Annotated in this window: 23 protein-coding genes; 22 read left to right on the top strand and 1 reads right to left on the bottom strand. The window is 41.8% G+C overall.

Annotated features, from left to right (window positions below):
- Positions 1–91: 91 nt before the first annotated feature.
- The 4 genes from metG to F2B13_RS07355 all read left to right on the top strand — a co-directional run bounded on the left by metG (position 92) and on the right by F2B13_RS07355 (position 5,448).
- Complete coding sequence (metG, locus tag F2B13_RS07370; protein ID WP_149274443.1) at positions 92–2,206, top strand: methionine--tRNA ligase; 2,115 nt, start codon at positions 92–94, stop codon at positions 2,204–2,206.
- A gap of 67 nt (positions 2,207–2,273) precedes the next feature.
- Positions 2,274–3,176 carry a histone deacetylase family protein gene (locus tag F2B13_RS07365; RefSeq protein ID WP_149274442.1) on the top strand — a complete coding sequence of 301 codons (903 nt, stop codon included), beginning with the start codon at positions 2,274–2,276 and terminating at the stop codon, positions 3,174–3,176.
- A 70-nt stretch (positions 3,177–3,246) separates the two neighbouring features.
- Positions 3,247–4,080 carry a phosphatase PAP2 family protein gene (locus F2B13_RS07360; protein WP_149274441.1) on the top strand — a complete coding sequence of 278 codons (834 nt, stop codon included), beginning with the start codon at positions 3,247–3,249 and terminating at the stop codon, positions 4,078–4,080.
- A 78-nt stretch (positions 4,081–4,158) separates the two neighbouring features.
- The gene (locus tag F2B13_RS07355; RefSeq protein ID WP_149303906.1) at positions 4,159–5,448 is read left to right on the top strand and encodes a serine hydrolase domain-containing protein; all 1,290 of its coding nucleotides are present in this window, start codon (positions 4,159–4,161) and stop codon (positions 5,446–5,448) included.
- A gap of 52 nt (positions 5,449–5,500) precedes the next feature.
- Here the strand turns inward: F2B13_RS07355 and F2B13_RS07350 are convergent, their stop codons facing one another.
- Positions 5,501–6,751 (bottom strand): NAD(P)/FAD-dependent oxidoreductase, encoded by a 1,251-nt coding sequence (locus F2B13_RS07350; protein ID WP_149303904.1) that lies wholly within the window; start codon positions 6,749–6,751, stop codon positions 5,501–5,503.
- 148 nt (positions 6,752–6,899) lie between these two features.
- Here F2B13_RS07350 and F2B13_RS07345 point away from each other — a divergent pair, with 148 nt between their 5' ends.
- From F2B13_RS07345 to F2B13_RS07260, 18 genes are all read left to right on the top strand, one after another.
- Positions 6,900–8,432 (top strand): HAL/PAL/TAL family ammonia-lyase, encoded by a 1,533-nt coding sequence (locus tag F2B13_RS07345; RefSeq protein WP_149303902.1) that lies wholly within the window; start codon positions 6,900–6,902, stop codon positions 8,430–8,432.
- A gap of 1 nt (position 8,433) precedes the next feature.
- Positions 8,434–9,561, top strand: a complete 1,128-nt coding sequence (locus F2B13_RS07340) for a WG repeat-containing protein (RefSeq protein ID WP_149303900.1) — start codon at positions 8,434–8,436, stop codon at positions 9,559–9,561.
- Between the two features lie 105 nt (positions 9,562–9,666).
- A complete protein-coding gene (gene fabG / locus F2B13_RS07335; RefSeq protein WP_149274436.1) occupies positions 9,667–10,422 on the top strand; it encodes a 3-oxoacyl-ACP reductase FabG in 756 nt (251 codons plus the stop codon).
- Between the two features lie 15 nt (positions 10,423–10,437).
- Positions 10,438–11,655, top strand: coding sequence for a beta-ketoacyl-[acyl-carrier-protein] synthase family protein (locus tag F2B13_RS07330; protein WP_149303898.1), 1,218 nt, complete (start codon positions 10,438–10,440; stop codon positions 11,653–11,655).
- A gap of 12 nt (positions 11,656–11,667) precedes the next feature.
- Complete coding sequence (locus F2B13_RS07325) at positions 11,668–11,910, top strand: acyl carrier protein (RefSeq protein ID WP_149274434.1); 243 nt, start codon at positions 11,668–11,670, stop codon at positions 11,908–11,910.
- A 33-nt stretch (positions 11,911–11,943) separates the two neighbouring features.
- Complete coding sequence (locus tag F2B13_RS07320) at positions 11,944–12,837, top strand: LpxL/LpxP family acyltransferase (RefSeq protein WP_149274433.1); 894 nt, start codon at positions 11,944–11,946, stop codon at positions 12,835–12,837.
- A gap of 24 nt (positions 12,838–12,861) precedes the next feature.
- Complete coding sequence (locus tag F2B13_RS07315) at positions 12,862–13,785, top strand: NADPH-dependent FMN reductase family protein (RefSeq protein WP_149274432.1); 924 nt, start codon at positions 12,862–12,864, stop codon at positions 13,783–13,785.
- Positions 13,786–13,795: 10 nt separating this feature from the next.
- Entirely contained in the window at positions 13,796–14,929 is a 1,134-nt protein-coding gene (locus F2B13_RS07310) for a beta-ketoacyl-ACP synthase III (RefSeq protein WP_149303897.1), read from the top strand.
- A gap of 1 nt (position 14,930) precedes the next feature.
- On the top strand, positions 14,931–15,371 hold the full coding sequence (locus F2B13_RS07305) for a hypothetical protein (protein ID WP_149274430.1): 441 nt from the start codon (positions 14,931–14,933) through the stop codon (positions 15,369–15,371).
- 1 nt (position 15,372) lies between these two features.
- Positions 15,373–15,825 (top strand): ABC transporter permease, encoded by a 453-nt coding sequence (locus tag F2B13_RS07300; protein ID WP_232622907.1) that lies wholly within the window; start codon positions 15,373–15,375, stop codon positions 15,823–15,825.
- A gap of 33 nt (positions 15,826–15,858) precedes the next feature.
- The gene (locus F2B13_RS07295) at positions 15,859–16,266 is read left to right on the top strand and encodes a hypothetical protein (RefSeq protein WP_149304120.1); all 408 of its coding nucleotides are present in this window, start codon (positions 15,859–15,861) and stop codon (positions 16,264–16,266) included.
- Entirely contained in the window at positions 16,267–17,262 is a 996-nt protein-coding gene (locus F2B13_RS07290) for a BtrH N-terminal domain-containing protein (protein ID WP_149303895.1), read from the top strand. It begins immediately after the preceding gene.
- 34 nt (positions 17,263–17,296) lie between these two features.
- Positions 17,297–18,040 carry an ABC transporter ATP-binding protein gene (locus F2B13_RS07285; RefSeq protein ID WP_149303893.1) on the top strand — a complete coding sequence of 248 codons (744 nt, stop codon included), beginning with the start codon at positions 17,297–17,299 and terminating at the stop codon, positions 18,038–18,040.
- Entirely contained in the window at positions 18,033–19,301 is a 1,269-nt protein-coding gene (locus tag F2B13_RS07280) for an ABC transporter permease (protein ID WP_149274427.1), read from the top strand. The genes F2B13_RS07285 and F2B13_RS07280 overlap by 8 nt, the downstream gene beginning before the upstream one ends.
- Positions 19,291–19,728 (top strand): acyl-CoA thioesterase, encoded by a 438-nt coding sequence (locus tag F2B13_RS07275; protein ID WP_149274426.1) that lies wholly within the window; start codon positions 19,291–19,293, stop codon positions 19,726–19,728. The genes F2B13_RS07280 and F2B13_RS07275 overlap by 11 nt, the downstream gene beginning before the upstream one ends.
- Positions 19,721–20,869 carry a beta-ketoacyl synthase N-terminal-like domain-containing protein gene (locus F2B13_RS07270; RefSeq protein ID WP_149303891.1) on the top strand — a complete coding sequence of 383 codons (1,149 nt, stop codon included), beginning with the start codon at positions 19,721–19,723 and terminating at the stop codon, positions 20,867–20,869. Before F2B13_RS07275 ends, F2B13_RS07270 begins: the two co-directional genes overlap by 8 nt.
- Positions 20,866–21,474, top strand: a complete 609-nt coding sequence (locus tag F2B13_RS07265; RefSeq protein ID WP_149303889.1) for a 3-oxoacyl-ACP synthase — start codon at positions 20,866–20,868, stop codon at positions 21,472–21,474. Before F2B13_RS07270 ends, F2B13_RS07265 begins: the two co-directional genes overlap by 4 nt.
- Entirely contained in the window at positions 21,471–21,728 is a 258-nt protein-coding gene (locus F2B13_RS07260; RefSeq protein WP_149274423.1) for a phosphopantetheine-binding protein, read from the top strand. The genes F2B13_RS07265 and F2B13_RS07260 overlap by 4 nt, the downstream gene beginning before the upstream one ends.
- Positions 21,729–21,847: the final 119 nt, after the last annotated feature.

Below are 21,847 nucleotides of genomic sequence, written 5' to 3'. Positions count from 1 at the left end.
CTATAACAGGGCAGCAGGGGCTTTCGTTTTTTGTGACGAACATATGGGCGGCCCATAAAAAATGGTATTTTTGTGGCCTAATTAAAAATAGATGGCCGAATACGATAAAAATCGAACACAATCAGAGACAGCCAAGGGCAGATATACCATTACTGCCGCCCTGCCTTATACAAATGGCCCCATTCACATAGGGCACCTAGCGGGCGTGTATGTACCCGCCGACATCTATGCCAGATATTTACGTTTAAAAGGCCATGACGTTGCTTTTGTTTGTGGCAGTGACGAACACGGGGTTGCCATCTCGATGAAAGCAAAAAAAGAAGGGGTCTCCCCTAAAGAGATTATTGATAAGTACCATACGATTATCAAAAAATCATTTGCCGAATTTGGCATTACCTTTGACAACTATTCGCGTACCTCGGCAGACATACATCATCGAACGGCGTCCGATATTTTCTTGAAACTATATGAGAAACACGATTTTATCGAAGAGACGACGGCCCAATTGTACGATGAGAAAGCAGGCCAGTTCTTGGCCGATAGGTTTGTCATCGGCACCTGTCCTAAATGCGGCCACCCAGAAGCCTATGGTGATCAATGCGAAAACTGTGGGTCTTCACTTAATGCCACTGATTTGATTAATCCCAAATCGACCATTACAGGCAGTGCCCCGACGACAAAGGAAACCAAACATTGGTTTTTACCTCTGAATCGGTACGAGGATTTTTTACGCAAATGGATTCTTGAAGGGCACAAGAAAGATTGGAAGCCCAACGTTTACGGTCAATGTAAGAGTTGGATCGATGGTGGACTTGAGCCGAGGGCAGTAACCCGTGATCTCGATTGGGGTATTCCGGTTCCCTTGGAAGGAGCCGAAGGTAAAGTGCTTTATGTTTGGTTCGATGCACCAATAGGTTATATATCCTCGACTAAGGAATGGGCTGCCCGAGAAGGAAAAGATTGGGAGCCGTATTGGAAAGATAAGAATACCCAATTGGTACATTTTATCGGTAAAGACAATATCGTATTTCACTGCATCATTTTCCCCTCCATTCTAAAGGCCCATGGCGACTATATTCTGCCTGTAAATGTACCGGCCAATGAATTTTTAAACTTGGAGGGCAACAAACTTTCGACTTCCAAAAATTGGGCGGTCTGGCTTCATGAATATTTGGAGGAATTTCCAGATATGCAAGATGTATTGCGTTATACGTTAACGGCCAATGCACCGGAGACCAAAGACAATGACTTTACATGGAAGGACTTTCAGGCACGTAACAACAATGAACTTGTGGCCATTCTGGGTAATTTCGTCAACCGTGTTGTAGTCTTGACCCATAAATATTATCAAGGTGAAGTTCCAAGTTCGGGAGAACTGTTGCAAGTGGATCTCGATGCGCTTGAACAAATGCGGAGGTTTCCCCAAAGTATTTCAGATTCGATAGAGCGGTACCGCTTTCGTGAAGCGGGGCAAGAATTGATGAATTTGGCCCGGCTCGGTAATAAGTACTTGGCAGATGAAGAACCATGGAAGGTGATCAAACAAGATGAACAACGTGTAAAGACAATCATGTTCGTCGCCCTGCAGATAGCCGCCGCTCTAACTGCTTTATGCGAACCGTTTTTACCGTTCACTTCCGAAAAAATGAAGGGAATCCTTAACATTGGCCCTAAGCAACTCGATTGGTCCAAGGTAGCATCGAAAAGCATCCTACTTCCGCCGAACCAAAAAATTGGCAAGGGCGAGCTCCTCTTTCGAAAAATCGAAGATGACGAAATTAAAAAGCAATTGGACAAGCTCGACGCGACCAAAAAGACCAACGCGGCGCACGAAACGTCTGACCATACAATAAATAGTACCGTCATGCCCCAAAAAGAGACTGTCACGTTCGAAGATTTTACAAAACTGGATATCCGGGTCGGTACCATTCTTGAAGCGGAAAAAATGGCGAAGACAAAAAAATTAATGGTTTTGAAAGTCGATACGGGGTTGGATACCAGAACTATTGTTTCTGGCATTGCCGAAAGTTTTTCCCCTGAAGAAATTTTAGGAAAACGGGTAACAGTACTGGTTAACCTTGCTCCACGGGTATTGAGGGGAGTGGAAAGCGAGGGTATGATTTTAATGACTGAAAATGCAGAGGGGAAGCTAATTTTCATGAACCCTGACGAAACGGGGGTGGTCAATGGGGGTATCATAAGTTAGTACCACCCCCAATATCGCCCAGCATTTTCGTCTTTTTTGGGTGGATCCATACTAGCGTTAAGGAACAATGCTCAAAATAGCCTATCATCCGATTTATAAACACCCATTGCCGGAAGGCCACCGTTTTCCAATGCTGAAATATGAATTACTGCCGAAGCAGTTGATTCATGAAGGCACATGTATGCCATCTAATTTCTTCCGTCCAGAAATTCCGAATGACAAATTTATTCTTGCCGTCCATGAACCAGAGTATTTCTATAACCTTCTAAATTTGGAGGTTCCTCCTAAAAAAGCCAGAAAAATAGGGTTTCCCCTATCATCGGCATTGATCGAACGAGAGCGGATTATTGCAGATGGAACAATCAAAGGATGTACATTTGCGTTAGAGCATGGCATTGCGATGAATATTGCCGGAGGCACCCACCATGCCTATTCCGATCATGGGGAAGCATTCTGTATGCTTAATGATCAAGCCATCGCCGCCCGATACCTACTAGCCCATAATTTGGCCAAAAAAATTCTGATCGTTGACCTTGATGTACATCAGGGGAACGGTACCGCAGAAATCTTTCAGAATGATACATCAGTCTTTACCTTTTCAATGCACGGTGCTAGCAATTATCCGTTTAAAAAAGAGAAATCAGACTTGGACATTGCATTACCGAAAGGAACAGGAGACGATGAATACCTTACCATCTTACAACGGACCCTGCCCCAACTGATAAATGAGGTAAAGCCCGATTTTTTATTTTATTTATGCGGGGTCGATGTGATCGGTTCTGACAAACTGGGAACCTTGGCACTAACTGTTGCAGGATGTAAAAAGCGTGATCAAATTGTACTTGAAACCTGCCATGGTCATGGCCTACCGGTTCAATGCAGCATGGGAGGGGGGTATTCACCTGAAATCAAGACGATTGTGGATGCTCATGCCAACACCTTTAGAATAGCAAACGAACTTTATTTTTAAATTTTCAAACCTTTAGAGCACTTTTATTGAATCAACAACCCTTATTTTTAGGGCTATACCCTATTACACTATGAAACTATATTCATACGCCTTGGTACTACTTTTAGCTACCTCAACCTATGCACAGAACATTGTCGCTGATAGTAGCGAAACACGTTGGGACATGTTCAAATACGATTTTGTAAACATGTTAAAAGGCGTTGGATATTCGTACGCCCGCCCGTTTCATTGGAAGGGGAAACAATGGGCAGGTTTTGGAGCGGTAGTCGCCGGTACAGGTCTAGTGTATTTGGCAGATGACAACACTTCACGGTTTATAAGGGCAAATCGCGAAAGTGTTCCTGAATGGATTAGAGATTATGGCTCTTTTTACGGCAGTCCGGAAAACAACTATATAGCCACTTCAGGGGTCTATTTTGCAGGTCTAATTTCAAAAAATGAGAAGCTAAGAAGAACAGGAGTGCTTTTAATAGCTTCGGCAACTTCGGCAGGGCTCTTGCAACAGGTGCTGAAATCGGTCGTAGGTCGCGCCAGGCCCTTAGCCGAATTGGGCAAAGACACCTTTGATCCATTCAATAGCAGTCGAAATTTTCATTCCTTTCCTTCCGGTCATGCCCTTATGGCATTTACCAACGCATATGCTATCGGAAAACAGTTTAAGAGTCCTTGGGTAAAAGCGGGTATCTATACCATCGGTGCCATACCTGGAATTTCAAGAATCTGGGACGGGCAGCACTGGCTGAGCGATTTCGTTTTTGCGATTGCCATAAGTGTGGCAACCGTAGAATCGGTCGATCGATATCTGGATAAAAAGTACAACGAGAAGTATAATGACAAGACCAAGAGGGTAAGTTGGAACCTCAACTTCGGTCCTGGTCAAGTCGGATTAACTTTGACATTTTAGTGTTCATTACTTAGCGCTCAGATCAGAACGGACATATTTCATATATTCGTAGACCTAATAATTTAAATCATCCTTCGAATGAAACGTCTTTGCCTCATATTCCTCTGCATTTCAACTCTTTCGATATCGGCACAAACACCTTCTGTACAGGTTTCCGATCCACTCGTACCGGCTCAGCCGGAAAGTGTGGGGATGTCGCCTGATCGCTTGTCAAGAATAAATACCATGTTGGAAAATGCAATTACCGAGAACCAAGTGCCCGGTGCGGTCGCCCTTATTTCCAAAGACGGCAAAATTGTATTCCACAAGGCCTATGGCATGGCGGAAAATGCTTCGAATAAAGAAATGGAAAAGGATGCTATTTTTAGGATAGCCTCCCAAACCAAAGCCATAACCTCCACAGCCGTTATGATATTATGGGAGCAAGGGAAGTTTAGATTGGACGACCCCATTTCAAAGTTTATTCCGGAGTTCGGAGAAGCCCAAATTCTAGATACCTTCAATCAAAGCGATTCCTCGTATACCGTAAGGCCTGCTGACAAACAGATTACTATCCGTCACCTTTTGACCCACACCTCAGGATTGGGCTATGGGGTAATCGACGGTGACGATAGATTTAAAAAGATCTATGCCAAGGCGGGAATAACCGATTTGTTCACCACCGAGAACATTACCATAGAAAGCAGTGTGAAAAAACTGGCTCGATTACCTTTGCACCATAATCCCGGTGATGCATACGTATATAGTGAAGGTCTTGACGTACTGGGTTATTTTATAGAAATCGTATCCGGAATGCCATTCGATGAATTTTTGAAAACCCACATTTTTGACCCATTGGAAATGGACGATACCTGGTTTTACCTTCCGAAAGACAAACATGGGCGTCTGGTTTCCGTGCAACATTTTGAGGAAGGCCAGTGGAAAAAATACCCGGTAACCTTTTATGATACCGATTATCCTATTAAGGGTGCAAAACGCTTTTTTTCTGGTGGAGCGGGTCTTTCAAGCACCGCAAAAGATTACGCTACCTTCTTACAAATGTACCTCAATAATGGAGAGCTCAATGGACAACGGATTTTGAGTCGTACAACGGTACAAAGTATGCTGGGCAATCATACTTCGAACCTATTCGCCGATCCAAAAAAATATTATAGTTTGGCCTTCGGAGTAGTCAATGGGATCGGACAAGATGCTGGAGGTATAGGTAGTCAAGGTACTTTCGATTGGGGAGGGTACTTTAATACTCAATATTTTGCCGACCCTAAAGAACAAGTAATCGGTATTCTAATGAAGCAAACACAAGGTAGAACAACGGATCAGACGGGTTGGAAATTCCGTCAAATGGTGTTTGCGGCCATTGATGATTGATAAATTACCCAAAGTATATTCCGATTTCGATTGGTAATTCTCGAGTCACCGGTTATCGGCTCGCTTGCATCTCTAAATCGGCTATATAGGCCACCGTTCGTACCAAACGATCATGGTTTTTTACAAAAGGGTTTGATTTGTCCCATACATAGCCCGCAAGAACGGCGCAAATTTGTTGTTTGATGACCGGGTTTGAATTGCTGTGGAAGAATATTTTTTGAAGATTTCCGGTATACCATTCCTTAACATAGGTGGAAAAAACGGATACCCCGTCCAATATATAATCGGTATACTCGGATTCCCAATCTATTTTTTTGCCCCTGAGCTCTTCCGCAATTAGCTTGGCCGATAGATGCGCCGACTCCGTGGCAAAAGATACGCCCGATGAAAAAACGGGGTCTAAAAACTCGGCGCTATTACCGGTCAGCACGTATCCCTTCCCATATAATTGCTTTACTGATTTCGAAAAATTCTTGATTAGTTTGGGCTCAAAGTAAAAGTCAATTCCGTCAAAACGGTCAAAGTAATGCTCAGAAAGCCTGAGCATCTCACGAAGCCTTTCCGTGGTTGAGCCCTTAAAGGATTCGATAAATTCAGTAGGCCCTACATAACCGACACTACAGTCTCCATTCGAGAAAGGAATGACCCAAAGCCATGTATCTTCACGCACCACGTCAAAGGTGATCAAGGTGCCTTCCTTTCCTTCAGGTCTTTTAACGTCTTTCAAATGGGTGAATATCGAAGAGTGTTTTGGTATTTCAGAAGGCTTTTCCAAATCGAGAAGACGCGGCAGTACGCGTCCGAACCCGCTCGAATCAACAATATATTTTGCATGAATTTTAGATAGGTTACCGTCGAGGTTTTTAATCGTAGTGGTCGAAGAACCATTTGCCTTAAAATCGACGCCAACTACTTCCTTTTCAAAATCGATATCTACGCCCCATAATTGCAACTCATCGGTAAGCACTTTGTCAAAAGTTGCCCGGGGTACCTGCCATGTCCAATCCCAACCTTCTCCATATTTTTGGCTAAAGTCGAAATTACAGATAAGATTGTCCTTAATGAATCGAGCCCCTCTTTTGATTTCAAAATTCTGGGCTTCGAGGCATGGTAGCAAACCCACGGCCTCAAAATGATCCATACAACGTGGTATTAAGCTTTCTCCAATTACAAATCGAGGAAACTTACTTTTCTCTACAACTTTTGTTTTAAATCCTTCTTTATGTAAATAAGCTGCGGCTACAGAACCGGATGGGCCTGCACCAATAATAAGCACATCGACATTTTCACTTTTTACGGCCATAATTAATCGAATCTTGTGGTCGTGGTTACTTTCGTTCTTTTAAGGTACTAATTTACGGCTTAGATTCTTTAATTATTATAGATTTGCAAACCAAAATACTTATTTTTATTATTAAATCAGTCTTACTGAGCAACAGAATCGACCATAAATGCCAGAAATCCAAGGAACGCTAGGAATAGATGAATTCTACAGCATTATTTTTGATGGGGAGTACCTAACTATCAACAACGAGGTTTTTGAAACCGTTCAAAAAAGTTTTGATTTCTTAAAGGAATTCTCAAAAAACAAGGTCATTTATGGGGTCAATACAGGTTTTGGTCCCATGGCCCAATACAAGATTAAGGATGCTGAGACGATACAGTTACAATACAATTTAATAAGAAGTCATGCTTCCGGCACGGGAAACCCAATTCCCCCTAAGTATGTAAAAGCGGCCATGTTGGCCCGTCTGAATACCTTAAGTCTGGGTAATTCGGGCGTACACACCTCGGTCTTAGAGGTAATGACTACCTTGATAAATAAGGATATAACCCCGCTAATTTATGAGCATGGCGGTGTAGGGGCCAGTGGTGACTTGGTTCAATTGGCACATTTGGCCTTGGTGCTTATCGGTGAAGGAGAAGTTTTTTACAAAGGTGAACTAAGAAATACCTTAGAGGTATTCAAAGAAGAAGGCATAAGCCCTATTAAGGTCGAACTAAGGGAAGGCCTTGGCCTTATCAACGGTACTTCGGTAATGACAGGGATAGGAATTGTCAATACGATTTATACACGACGCTTATTAGAATGGATGATTGCCTGTTCTGCTGCAATCAATGAAATTGTAGAAGCTTACGATGATCATTTATCGGAAGACCTTAACTCGACAAAAAGACATAGGGGTCAGCGCGAAATTGCCAGGGCCATGCGGAGCCACTTAAAAGACAGTACACTGACCCGTAAAAGAGAACATCATCTCTATACTAACAATGAAGGGGTGTCTGTTTTTGAGGAAAAAGTACAAGAGTATTACTCTCTTCGTTGTGTACCTCAAATTCTAGGTCCGGTGCTCGACACGTTGAACAACGTGGAGCGAATACTTATAGAAGAGGTGAACTCGGCAAATGACAATCCTATAGTAAATGTAGCTAAAAAGCAGGTCTATCATGGCGGTAATTTTCACGGTGACTATATTTCTTTAGAAATGGATAAGCTTAAGCTAGTAGTTGCTAAAATGAGCATGCTGGCCGAACGCCAATTGAATTATTTGCTAAATTCAAAACTCAACGACATATTGCCTCCATTTGTAAACTTAGGCAAATTAGGCCTTAATTTTGGGATGCAAGGCGTACAATTTACCGCCACATCGACCACTGCAGAGAACCAAATGCTGTCTAACCCTATGTATGTGCACAGTATTCCCAACAACAACGACAATCAAGATATAGTGAGCATGGGTACCAATGCAGCCTTAATAACTAAAAAAGTTGTCGAAAATGCTTTTGAGGTCATCGCTATTGAGATGATTACCGTGGTCCAAGCCATCGAATATCTCAAACTGCAAAAAAAGGTATCGTCAAAAACAAAAGAAATGTACGATGCTGTTCGTAAAATAGTTCCCCCTTTTAAGAATGATACGGTGATGTATCCGTACGTAAACGAAGTCAAGAACTATATTATTAACCATCAAAACAAGAAATAAAATGAGAACGATTACACTTACAATACTTTTGCTAGCCAACGTAATTAACCTATTGGCCCAAGAAATCGCGGTCGTAAGGGAAGACGACAAATTTGGCTTTATCGACAAATCAGGAGCTTATATTATAAATCCTCAATTCGAAAAGGCCGATAGTTTTTCCGATGGGCGGGCGGCGGCCTTTAATGGAGAGAAATGGGGTTATCTAAACGCATCGGGAGAATGGGCCATCGCCCCAGAATATGATCGGGTCAAAATGTTTAGTTCGGGGTATGCACTGGTTGAAAAAGATGATCAGTGGATGTACATTGACACTTCTGGGAAAGTTCTGAACGTGCCATCAGCAGAAAAATATTACGATTTTGAAGATGGGGTTGCCCTCTATCGTAAAGATGACAAAATTGGTCTTTTGGGTACTGACGGAACGGTAGTACTTGAACCTACATATGATGGCATCAAAAAATTCCGTAATGGCCATGCCAAAGTCAATAAAGGAGACTTATGGGGTATGATAGACAACAAGGGTAAAGAAATCATTCCGGTGGAGTATGAAGATATCGGAAACACCTTTACTACTTTTGGGGTGTATGGCAGCAAAGGGGAAATTTATGGCATCATACATAATGGAAGCTTCAACGCTATTGATGGGGCCCAGAAAGTATGGAATTTTTATGGAAACTCTGGTCTGACCTATGCAGAAAAAGACAAAAAAATAGGCTTTGTAAACAGCGAAGGACAATGGGTAATCGAACCGAAATTCGACAAGGCTAGGGCATTTTCAAATGGGTTGGCCCCGGTAGCAGATGGAAAACAATGGGGATATATCAACGAAAAGGGTGAAATGGTCATTGAACCCCAGTATCGTGATGCTGAAGTATTTTCTGAAAGTGGGTTTGCACCGGTCAAAGACAAAGACTGGGGTTTTATAGATACTTCGGGTAAATTGATCATCCCTATGGAATATGGAATCTCAGGAAATTTTGCATTCTTAAAAGGCGCAGAGGAAAAGGGCTTTGTCAACGGTTTGGCACGGGTAAAATCCAAGAAAGGATGGGGCTATTTCGACGAGTCAGGCAAATTATTGGCCAACAAATGGTTTAAGAACGCCGAACCCTTTGTATCTCTAAAATAAAAAGTTAACTTCTAATTGCACACTGCAAGTATACCCCCTTTTTATGCGGCGTATAGTATTTAGTTCTTGCTCCCGACCATAAGGAAGTGAAAATTTAGTTTTTACATGGAAGAAAAAAAATCGGAGAAACAAAAATATGCCTTGGTAACCGGTGGCTCACGTGGCATTGGCAGGGCAATCTGTATACAATTGGCCAAAGATTTCGACTACCGGATTCTAATCAACTACAATAGCAATCCGAAAGCAGCCGAAGAAACCCTAAGCTTGGTCAACGAAGTTGGTGGCGAAGGAGAACTTGTGCAGTTCGACGTAGTAGATTCGGAAAAAGTAAAAACTGTTTTTGACGATTGGTATGTAGCGCATCCTGAAGCTGTTATAGAAGTTATCGTGAATAATGCGGGTATCACTCAAGATGGTATGTTCATGTGGATGAAGAAAGAAGATTGGTCGAAAGTAATAGATACCAGCCTCAATGGGTTTTTCAATGTGACCAATACCCTCATCCAACGACTTCTCGTCAATAAATATGGCAGAATTATTAATATAGTTTCCGTATCCGGACTTAAAGGCACACCGGGCCAGACCAATTATTCGGCGGCCAAGGGAGCGGTAATCGGTGCAACCAAAGCCCTGGCACAAGAAATTGCCAAAAGAAACGTTACTGTAAATGCCGTTGCACCAGGATTTATCAAAACCGATATGACAGGCGATCTTGATGAAAAAGAACTAAAGCGGATGATTCCGGCCAATCGTTTTGGCGAAGCCGAGGAAGTCGCTCATGTGGTATCTTTTTTAGCTTCAAAAAAATCGGCCTATATTACTGGCGAAGTAATCAATATTAACGGCGGCATCTATTCTTAAAGATACCATGGGGCAATGAGAAGAGTCGTAATAACAGGCATGGGTATATATTCATGCATCGGCAGAGACCTTAATGAAGTGAAAGATTCACTCTTTGAAGGGAAATCTGGTATTGTATATGATCAAGACCGAGTAGATTTCGGCTATCGTTCCCCTTTCACGGGCCGGGTCGATGAGCCCGAACTTAAAAATCTTTTATCTCGAAGACAACGTCTCAGTATGGGCGAAGAAGGGCGCTATGCCTATATGGCTACTTTAGAAGCCTTGAAAAATGCTCATATCGACCAAGACTTTTTAAACGCCAATGAAGTGGGCATTCTTTATGGAAATGATAGTACCGCCTTATCCGTGGTCGAATCCGTAGACACCCTCCGCGAAAAGCGTGATACCACTTTGGTAGGCTCTGGAGCTATTTTCAAGGCTATGAACTCGACCATAACCATGAACCTCTCGACTATTTTCAAACTCAAGGGCATTAACCTGACCGTCAGTGCTGCCTGCGCAAGCGGATCCCATTCAATTGGTCTTGGTTATCATTTGATCAAAAGTGGCCTTCAGGACTGCATCATCACTGGAGGAGCACAAGAAATAAACAAATTAGCCATGGGCAGTTTTGATGGACTTGGTGTTTTTGCTACGTACAACGGTGATCCTGCCAAAGCTTCACGCCCCTTCGACAAAGATAGAAATGGTTTAGTACCAAGTGGCGGTGGGGCTACTTTAGTTATAGAGAGCTATGAATCTGCGGTACATAGAGGTGCACCCATTTTGGGAGAAATTATTGGGTATGGTTTCTCTTCAAATGGAGACCATATTTCAACACCCAATATAGAAGGGCCTTCTCGGGCCATGAAAAAAGCATTGGATGATGCAGACTTGAAAAGATCTGATATAGACTATGTAAATGCACATGCGACCTCCACTCCAGTAGGCGACGCGAATGAAGCCAAGGCTATTCTAGAAGTTTTTGGGGATAATTCACCACCGGTAAGCTCCACAAAATCAATGACCGGCCACGAATGTTGGATGGCAGGGGCAAGTGAAATAATATATTCTATGTTAATGATGGAAAATTCATTTATAGCACCCAATATTAATCTCGAAAATGTCGATGAAGAATTCGCCCAATTAAACATAGTTAAAAAAACGTTAAATAAAAAAATTGACGTATTTTTGTCTAATTCATTCGGGTTCGGAGGCACGAACTCCGCACTGATTATAAAAAAATGCTAGTTAAAGATGGTAATGACCAAAGAAGTTATTATTAAGAAAATTGATGATTTTCTCATCGACGAATTCGAAGTCGAAGAGGAAGAAATCGCGCCTGAAGCCAATCTAAAAGACACGCTAGGTCTTGATAGTCTTGATTTTGTCGATTTGGTGGTCGCCGTTGAGAGTAATTTTGGTGTTAAGCTTGTTGGTGAAGATTTTGTGAATGTGACCACATTACAAGATTTTTACAACCTTATCGAAGGGAAACTCCACTAAGGCATCCTTAAATCCTCAAGAGACTATTTTGAAATGGCGACAGAATGGGAAGGTAAATCGAGAGGTACCGTTTTAGGATATCGAATTTTTATATTCTTCATAAAAAAGCTAGGTCTCGATTTTTCTTACTTCTTCCTGCATTTCGTAGTACTCTATTTTTGTTTCTTCTCTTTGAGCAGTTCAAGGGCGATATTCTATTATTTTCACAAACGACGACATTACGGCAAGCTCAAAAGTCTATTGAGCATATACCGTAGCTACTATAGTTTTGGCCAAACCCTCATTGACAAAGCGGCCATATCTTCTGGCCTGAGAAATAGGTTTTCTTACACTTTTGATGGCATCGAGAACATTAAAAACCTGCTTGATAAGAACAAAGGTGGAATTCTTGTAAGTGCCCACGTTGGTAATTTTGAAGTAGCACAATTCTTTTTGGAAGAAGTAAATGCGGTTTCGAAAATCAGCATTATTACATGGGACAGGGAGCATGAAGAAATCAAGGCGTACCTCGAAACCGTAACTTCCAAATCGAGTATTTCCTTTATTCGCATTCAAGAAGACCTATCTCATATTTTTGAAATTCATTCTGCTTTAAGCAATGGAGAATTGGTGTGCTTTACCGGGGACAGGCATATTGAAGGTGCCAAGTTTTTAGAACACAGCCTGATGGGGGAGACCGCAAAGTTTCCACTCGGTCCGTTTTTATTGGCCTCCCGCCTAAATTTCCCGGTACTTTTTGTATATGTGATGAAAGAGTCCAAAAAAAAATACCATCTTTATGCACGAACAACAAAGGTAAAACGTGGCGATGCGCAAGGACTGCTTAAAGCATATGTCGATAACCTCGAATGGATTCTTGATAAATACCCTTTCCAATGGTTCAACTATTTTAACTTTTGGGGCAAAAAAGAGAATCTTAAACCCTGAAACCCGGGCCATACTCGCAGGACAATGAAAGAAGTACTAGTCATTTACTATTCACAGACCGGTCAGTTGCGAGATATTATAGATCATATTTTGGAACCTTTTGAAACCGATAAGGTCAATGTTACCTATTATCAAATCCTTCCCGAAACGCCCTACCCCTTCCCTTGGAACAAAGAAAAATTCTTTGATGTGTTTCCAGAATCTTTCCTTCAAATTCCAACCAAACTAAAAAGGCCCGATAATGCCATTCTTAGCAAAAAGTATGACTTGGTTCTACTTGGCCATCAAGTATGGTACCTGTCACCCTCCATCCCCTTAAATTCTTTCTTAAAATCAGAATCTGCCAAAAAACTCTTGAAGGACACCCCTACCATAACGATTATTGGAGCCCGTAATATGTGGGTAATGTCTCAAGAAAAAGTAAAAAAACTTTTGGTCGACTGCAAGGCAGAATTGGTAGGCAACATAGCTCTGGTAGACAAAAACATCAATCATATAAGTGTCATCACCATAGTACACTGGATGATGAAGGGGAAAAAAGACCGGCTTTGGGGTGTTTTTCCAAAACCAGGGGTCTCATCACGGTCGATACAGGCAGCGAAAAAATTTGGCAGACCGATCAACGAATCCCTATTACAAGGAGACTTTTCGAATTTACAGCAAGAACTTGTGCGCTTAGGTGCAGTGAAAATAAAGCCTTCCCTAGTATTAATGGATAAACGTGCCAACCTATTATTTTCGAAATGGGCAAATTTTATCATTAAAAAAGGGGGAGTAGGCAATCCTTCCAGGAAAAAATGGCTTCGGTTTTTTAACTATTACCTGTTAATTGCGATTTGGGCAATCGCACCAATAGTTTTTATTGTATTTTTGCTCACTTATATTCCCTTGTACCACAAAATAAAAAGGGACGAAAAATATTACGCCTCTGTTGAGCTAAAGGAGTAGGAAAACACACATGAAAGACGCTTACATTACCAAAGTAGCCAAGTTTTTGCCTAACAAACCCGTCGAAAACCATCAGATTGAAGAAAAGTTAGGCTATATCGACGGGAAAAAGTCAAGGGCAAAAAATATCATCCTCCGAAACAACCAAATCAAACAACGGTACTACGCCATTGACGAGCAAGGAAACGTCACTCATAACAACGCTCAACTAACCGCAACGGCAATTGAAGCCCTCTGCGATTCGGATTTTACAAAAGATGATATAGAATTGCTATCGTGCGGCACCTCTACCCCCGATCAACTACTGCCTTCCCATGCCGCAATGGTACATGGAATTCTAAAGAATGGCATTTTAGAAATAAATTCTACATCCGGGGTATGCTGTTCAGGAATGAACGCCTTGAAATATGGGTATATGGCCATACGGACAGGACAGGTCAACAACGCCGTTTGTACGGGGTCTGAACGTGTTTCCACTTGGACTAAAGCCGAATTCTACGAAGAAGAAATAGGGCATTTGAAAGCACTGGAAGACAATCCAATGATTGCCTTTGAAAAAGATTTTCTACGGTGGATGCTATCCGACGGTTCAGGGGCTATGCTCTTGGAAGACAAACCCCGTGGCCAAAACGCGCTCAAGATAGAATGGATGCAAGGTTTTTCGTATGCCCATGAAATGGAAACCTGTATGTATGCAGGAGCGGAAAAAATGAAAAATGGCGAACTAAAACCATGGAGTGAATACCATCCTGAGGAATGGACAAGAAAATCTGTTTTTGCCATCAAGCAAGATGTGAAGCTTTTAGGAGAATATATATTGGTCAAAGGAGTCAACTCGTTGAAAAAAGTCTTCGAAAAACATGGTATAGGTCCGGATGACGTAGATTACTACCTGCCACACATCTCTTCATATTTTTTTAAGAAAGGGCTGTATGAAGAAATGAAAAAACAAGGATTGGAATTGCCTTGGGACAAATGGTTCTTAAATTTAGAGCATGTGGGCAATGTGGGTTCTGCATCCATTTATATAATGCTCGAAGAACTGGTTGCATCGGGAAGATTGAAAAAGGGTCAAAAAATTCTATTAAGTGTTCCGGAAAGTGCACGGTTTTCTTATACTTATGCCTATCTAACCGTATGCTAATATGAAAAATCTTTTAGATAGCACTATCACCGATTTCGATTTTTTAAAAACGTTAATTCCTCAGAAACCGCCCTTTGTAATGATTGGAGAAATGAAACACTACTCCGAGGAAAAGGTTGTATCTGGTTTTGTGGTTTCCAAAGAGAACCTGTTAGTTGACAATAACCATCTAGCGGCCCCTGGACTTATTGAGAATATGGCACAGACCGTAGCCCTTCATACCGGGTATAAATATCATCTTTTACAACGACCGGCCCCAACAGGGTATATCGGTGCCATTAGCAAGGTTACCATTCACGAATTACCCGAAGTGGGAGAACAATTGGTTACAACGGTAAATATCTTGCACGACATAATGGGCATAACCTTGGTACAGGCTACGGTGGCATCGCAACATACGATTTGGGCATCCAGCGAGATGAAAACCGCATTGGCAAAATAGTTTGGAGGCAAGAATCAACATAGACATCAAAAAATACTTGCCCCATCGCGAGCCTATGCTCATGGCGGCCTTCATGCCCTACCTCGACCAAGAGTCGTCACAAACTCATTTTAAGATTGATGATTCCTGCATTTTTGTTCAAAATGGTCTCCTGTCAGAAACCGGACTCATTGAGAATGCAGCGCAGACCTGTGCAACGATTGTAGGCCAAAGTTTCTATGACCCTAATGATACCGAAGGAACCAGCAGCAATGTTGTAGGGTATATCAGTGCCATAAAAAAAATAGAGATTCTTAGATTGCCCAAAGTTGGCGATACCATAGTTACCAATGGGAAACTTTTATCACGCTACGATAACGAGGCTTTTAGTAGTTGTACAATAGCTTCTACTACTTTTATAAAAGAGGAATTAATCGTAGCTTGTACATTGAATTTTCTAATACATGAACATTAGAAATCGCTTCTACTAATCCATAAAATAGTAATGGTGAAAAAAGAAGAAGTACCACAGGATAAAAGTGTACTTGAATCTAAAAAATTTAGGGAACTGACTTATGCGGTTGACAAAAATGGCGACTATATCACGGAACTTAGTTCGGGATGGGATCCCAAAACCATAGCCCTGGACAATGCGATCAGGGAAATTGAGGAGCGTGTTTCAAAGGCCAGGCAACGGGTAATGAACGAAGAGACGAGCCCTATTGAGTACTACATGGAACTTCATAAAATGGATTTACCCATTCTTGCCAGCTACGCCGGCTTTTGGAAATGGAGGGTCAAACGACATTTCAAACCTTCCGTTTTCAAAAAATTGAAACATAAAACCCTTCAAAAATATGCCGATATCTTCGATATTAGTATTGATGAACTGAAAAACATTCCCGAAAAACCATAGATGGAAATAAACTTTAGCCACAAACAATCGGCCCATTGTGAAAACGGTGTAGTAAGTAACTTGATGCGATACAATGGTTTTGAAGTTAGTGAACCCATGGTTTTTGGAATAGGTTCAGGGCTCTTGTTTTGCTATATACCGCTACTCAAAGTAAATCATGCCCCCGCAATCACCTATCGTGCCATGCCCGGTTATATCTTTAACCGTTTTGCAAAGCGCGTGGGCATCAAAATAAAGAGGGAAAAGTTCAAAAACCCAAAGACCGCCCAAGCACGACTTGACGAAAATCTGAAAAATAATAATCCAGTCGGGCTTCAAGTCGGGGTTTATAATCTGGTTTATTTTCCTGACGAATACCGTTTTCATTTTAATGCCCATAATTTGGTGGTTTATGGAAAAGAAGGGGCAAACTACCTCATAAGTGACCCCGTTATGGAAGAGGTGACCACCTTAACGGAAAAGCAATTGGAAAAGGTTCGTTTCGCAAAAGGTGCTTTCGCCCCTAAAGGACACATTTACTATCCTACGGCATTCCCGGAAACCCTAGAATTGAAAGAAGCTATTAAAAAAGGCATAAGACAGACCTGTAGGGAAATGCTTGCCCCAGTACCCGTTGTGGGGGCTAAGGGAATTAAAACCATTTCAAAATTGATTCGTAAGTGGCCCAAAAAAGTGGGAGTCAAAAAAGCGAATCATTACTTAGGCCAGATTGTTCGCATGCAAGAAGAAATTGGTACAGGAGGAGGTGGCTTTCGATACATCTATGCGGCCTTTTTACAAGAGGCAAGCCAAGTTTTGGAAAATGAAGAGCTCATGGAACTCTCAAAAGAAATGACCGAGATCGGTGATTCTTGGCGCGATTTTGCCGTGGAGGCTTCCCGAATATATAGAAATAGAAGTGCCAGGACCGATGCCTATAATAAAGTTGCCGACGAGCTAGAAGACCTTTCTCACAGGGAAGCCGTTTTCTTTAAGAAACTAAAAAAAGCCATCTAAATTCGTTACTACACTTTTCAAGCCGTCTAATGCTATGATTCAAATCAATAGACTTTCTAAAAAATACAAAGGTGTAGATACATACGCTATAAATCATCTCGACCTCACCATTGATGAGGGAGAAATTTTTGGGATGCTTGGGCCAAACGGAGCTGGAAAAACAACCTTGATATCGATACTAAGCTCCCTGTTAAAACCTACCTCTGGGTCATTCAGTATCGACGGCCTGGACTATAAAAACAATAAGAATGCCCTAAAACAACGTATTGGCATCGTTCCTCAAGAGTATGCCCTTTATCCCTCTCTCACGGCCTATGAAAATCTGAGATATTTTGGAAGTATGTATGGCCTTCGGGGAAAACGACTGAAAGACGAAATAAATACCCATTTAAAAACTTTAGGCCTATCTCAATTTGCCCATAAAAAAATAAAAGCGTTTTCTGGAGGGATGAAAAGACGTGTAAATTTAATTTCCAGTATTTTACATCGTCCGAAAGTGCTTTTTTTAGATGAACCTACGGTCGGGGTCGACGTGCAATCAAAAAATGTGATCATCGAACACCTGAAACAGTTGAACGCCTCGGGAACTACGATAATCTATACCTCTCATCACTTGAACGAAGCAGAAAACTTTTGTACCCGCGTCGCCATAATAGACCACGGGCAATTAATTTGCGTGGGCAAACCCGCCGCCTTGATCGCCGGACAGGATAATGCCCAACACCTTGAAGAAGTATTCTTGGCCAAAACCGGTAAAGCACTTCGAGACCATGCATAAACTTTGGGCATCTACATATAAGGAATTCTTACTGATTACCCGCGATGTAGGTGGGCTTGCCGTACTCTTTCTAATGCCGGTATTGCTGGTCGTGGTCATCACAACAATTCAGGACAACTCTTTTAAAAGCATTCAAGAAACCAAACTGCCCATTCTGGTAGTTGACAATGATAAAGGATCGGTCTCCAAAGATATTCTCAATAACCTGGCCGAGTCAAATCTATTTCGCGTAGACACGGATACCTCCGAAACACGTGCTAGAAATCAAGTGTCCTTAGGCAAATATCAGTTAGCCATCGTAATTCCCGAGAATCTCTCCGTGGATCTTGACCTGAAAATAAATGAAAATGTAGACGCTATTCTGGCAAAGTTCAGTGACAACGAAGAGAATATACCAAACGGTAAATCAAACCTTGAACCCAAGGAGGTAAAGCTTTATTTCGATCCAGCGACCCAGCAATCCTTCAAAAGCTCGGTACGCAACAATATCGACAAGATGATTTCCAAAATCGAGACCGAAACCATCTACAAAACGTTTCAAGAACAACTGACCGATGACCCTTTAGAAGAAATATTCGAAACGGAAAGTTTTATTTCATTCACGGAGATCGTTCCTACCAAGGGAGACAAGATACTTATTCCGAATTCAACGCAGCACAATATACCCGCATGGACACTTTTTGCGATATTTTTTATCATTTTGCCGCTGGCCATCAATATGGTCAACGAAAAAAACCAAGGTACTTTTGTACGATTACGTACAAACCCGGTTTCCTATGCTACCGTACTTGGCGGAAAAACCCTTGTTTTTTTAGCGATTTCCTTATTGCAATTTGCGGTCATGGTTATGGTGGGCATCTTTCTTTTTCCGCTCATCGGTCTTCCTAAACTTGACATCTCCGGCCGATTGCCGTTACTATTTCTGGTCGCATTCTTTGCAGGTTTAGCCGCTGTAGGTTTGGGCCTTTTATTGGGCACTGTAGCAAAAACCCAAGAGCAATCTGCCCCCTTTGGGGCTACCTTCGTAGTTATACTTGCTGCTATTGGTGGGGTATGGGTTCCGGTATTCGCCATGCCGAAATTTATGCAAGTCCTGTCCCATTTATCGCCCATGAATTGGGGACTAAATGCTTTCTATGATGTATTTTTGCGGAACGCAGGTTTTACCGACTTGCTCCCTGAAATTGGCAAACTCTTTGCTTTCTTTTTATTCACTACACTAATCGCCATTAGCTACAATAAACGAAAAAATGCCGTCTAAACTAAAAAATGAAATTAGCCATACTAGTGAAATACGGGTACGTTTTGCGGAAGCCGATCCTTTAGGCATCGTATGGCACGGCAACTATATACAATATTTTGAAGACGGTAGGGAGGCCTTTGGTCGACACCATGGTATTTCTTACCTTCATCAGAAGGCCCACAATTTCTCTACACCAATCGTTAAATCTGCCTGCGAACATAAGTTACCTTTGCGATATGGTGATGTGGCTAAAATCAAGACCACATATATTGACTCCCCCGCAGCGAAAATGATATTTAAATATGAAATTTTCAATCAGGAAGGAGCACTGGTTTGCACCGGAGAGACCGTACAGGTCTTCGTAGAACTTCATGGAGAATTGTCTTTGGTAATTCCAGAGTTTTTTGCAAAGTGGAAGAAAAAAGTTGGCCTTTTAGATGAGTAGCGTATTCCTGTCACATAACAATATCTTTTCTGCCTATGGCCCTGACAGTGTTTCGGCGATAGCCCAAATAAAAGAGGGCGTTTCAAGTTTGCAATTGGTAGAAGACAGTTACCTACTTGAAGGGCCATTTTATTCTTCACGAATTTCAGACGATTTATTGAACGAAAAGTTTGAAAGACTTCGGCCCACCGAAAATTATACGCGACTGGAAAAAATATTGATCGCTTCCCTATCGGATACTTTGGAAAAGGCGGACTTGGAAATTGATGACCGCGTCGGCTTGATTGTCTCGACGACCAAAGGAAATATCGATGTATTGGAGAAGCATAGTGTTTTTCCTGAAAAAAGGGCCTATTTGGCCCAGCTCGGAAAGAAGATAAAAGAATTCTTCCAATTTCAAAACGATGCCATCATCTTGTCAAATGCCTGCGTCTCAGGAGTGCTCGCTTTAGCGGTGGCTAAAAGGTTAATCTCCCAGAAAACGTACGACCATGTTCTTGTCGTAGGTGGCGATCTGGTTACGAAGTTCATTATGAGTGGTTTCAATGCCTTTCAGGCTCTTAGTCCAGAACCTTGCCGTCCGTATTGCAAAACGCGTTCGGGCATTAATATAGGTGAAGTCGGAAGTAGTGTTTTGGTTACGGCCGATACGCGCCAAATGGCCCGGGAAGCGGTTAAAATTATGGGCGAAGCGTCTTGTAACGATGCCAATCATATCTCCGGCCCTTCAAGAACCGGAGAGGGGCTTTTTAGAAGTGTTCAGGCTGCACTGGAGCAGTCGGGCCTTTCTATTGAAAGTATAGACTACATTTCGGCCCACGGCACGGCCACCTTGTTCAATGATGAAATGGAGGCTATCGCTTTTAACCGGGCCAACCTTCAAAAGACACCTCTTAACAGTTTAAAGGGCTATTTTGGGCATACCTTAGGGGCCTCCGGATTATTGGAAACCTTGATTGGCATGCATTCGTTGCAAAAGAATATGCTCTTTGCCTCTAAAGGATTTCAAGAGTTAGGCGTTTCCCGTCCCCTCAATATTATCAAAGATACTACGTCAAAACCCCTGCGTACATTTATTAAGACCGCCTCCGGTTTTGGGGGCTGCAATACAGCGGCCATATTCCAAAGCGCAAAGCCATGAAGCCTTCTTCTTTTCACATAGCATCCTACTGCCGAATTATCGATAACAACATCGTAAAGAATGACGAGGTTCTCTTTACCGAAAAGACCGGCGATCTCTCTTCCTTTCTTAAGAAGGCCTATAAACATATGGAAATACGGTATCCAAAATTCTTTAAAATGGATACACTGAGCAAACTGGCATTCATTGCTGCCGAAACTTTGCTAAAAGACTCGGTAGAAAAAAATACGGCACTGGTATTTTCGAACAAGTCTTCAAGTCTCGATACGGACAGAAAACATAGTGCATCCATTACAGATTCGGTACATCCTTATGCCAGTCCAGCTATATTTGTTTACACCTTACCTAATATCTGTTTAGGTGAAATAAGCATTAGACATTCGCTTTATTCTGAGAATAGTTTTTTTATCTTTGACGAATTCAATCCTCGATTGCTGACCGATTATTGCGACAGTCTGTTGTCTACCGGAAAGACCGAAAAGATATTATGTGGGTGGGTTGATGTGGACAAACAAGAATACGACGCTTTTTTATACCTAATAGCTAGAACCGGCGTCTATCCGTACACTACGGATGAATTAACCAGATTATATCGAAAGACATGAGTGAATTAAAACAGGAATTGAAAGAAAAAATTATCGAGCAATTAAATTTAGAAGATATTTCTGTTGATGAAATTGCCAATGATGACCCTCTTTTTGGCCAAGGACTAGGACTGGATTCAATCGATGCCCTTGAACTGATCGTTATGCTCGACAAGGATTATGGTATTAAACTGGCCGACCCAAAAGAAGGTAGAAAAATCTTTGAATCGATCAATACCATGGCTGCCTATATTACGGCAAACAGAACTACTTGAATACCGCCAAAATACCATCCTATATCGCTTACCTTTGGTTTCGAACGTTGCCTGTAATATCTTAAAAATTCGTTCAAAATATCGAATATTCGTACTTTAACCGCTAATTTTATTATAGT

It is taken from the genome of Pareuzebyella sediminis (assembly GCF_008367235.1).
Lineage (GTDB): Bacteria > Bacteroidota > Bacteroidia > Flavobacteriales > Flavobacteriaceae > Pareuzebyella > Pareuzebyella sediminis.
Note: the sequence above shows the minus strand (reverse complement) of the source record. Positions and strands in the feature narration are given on the sequence as shown.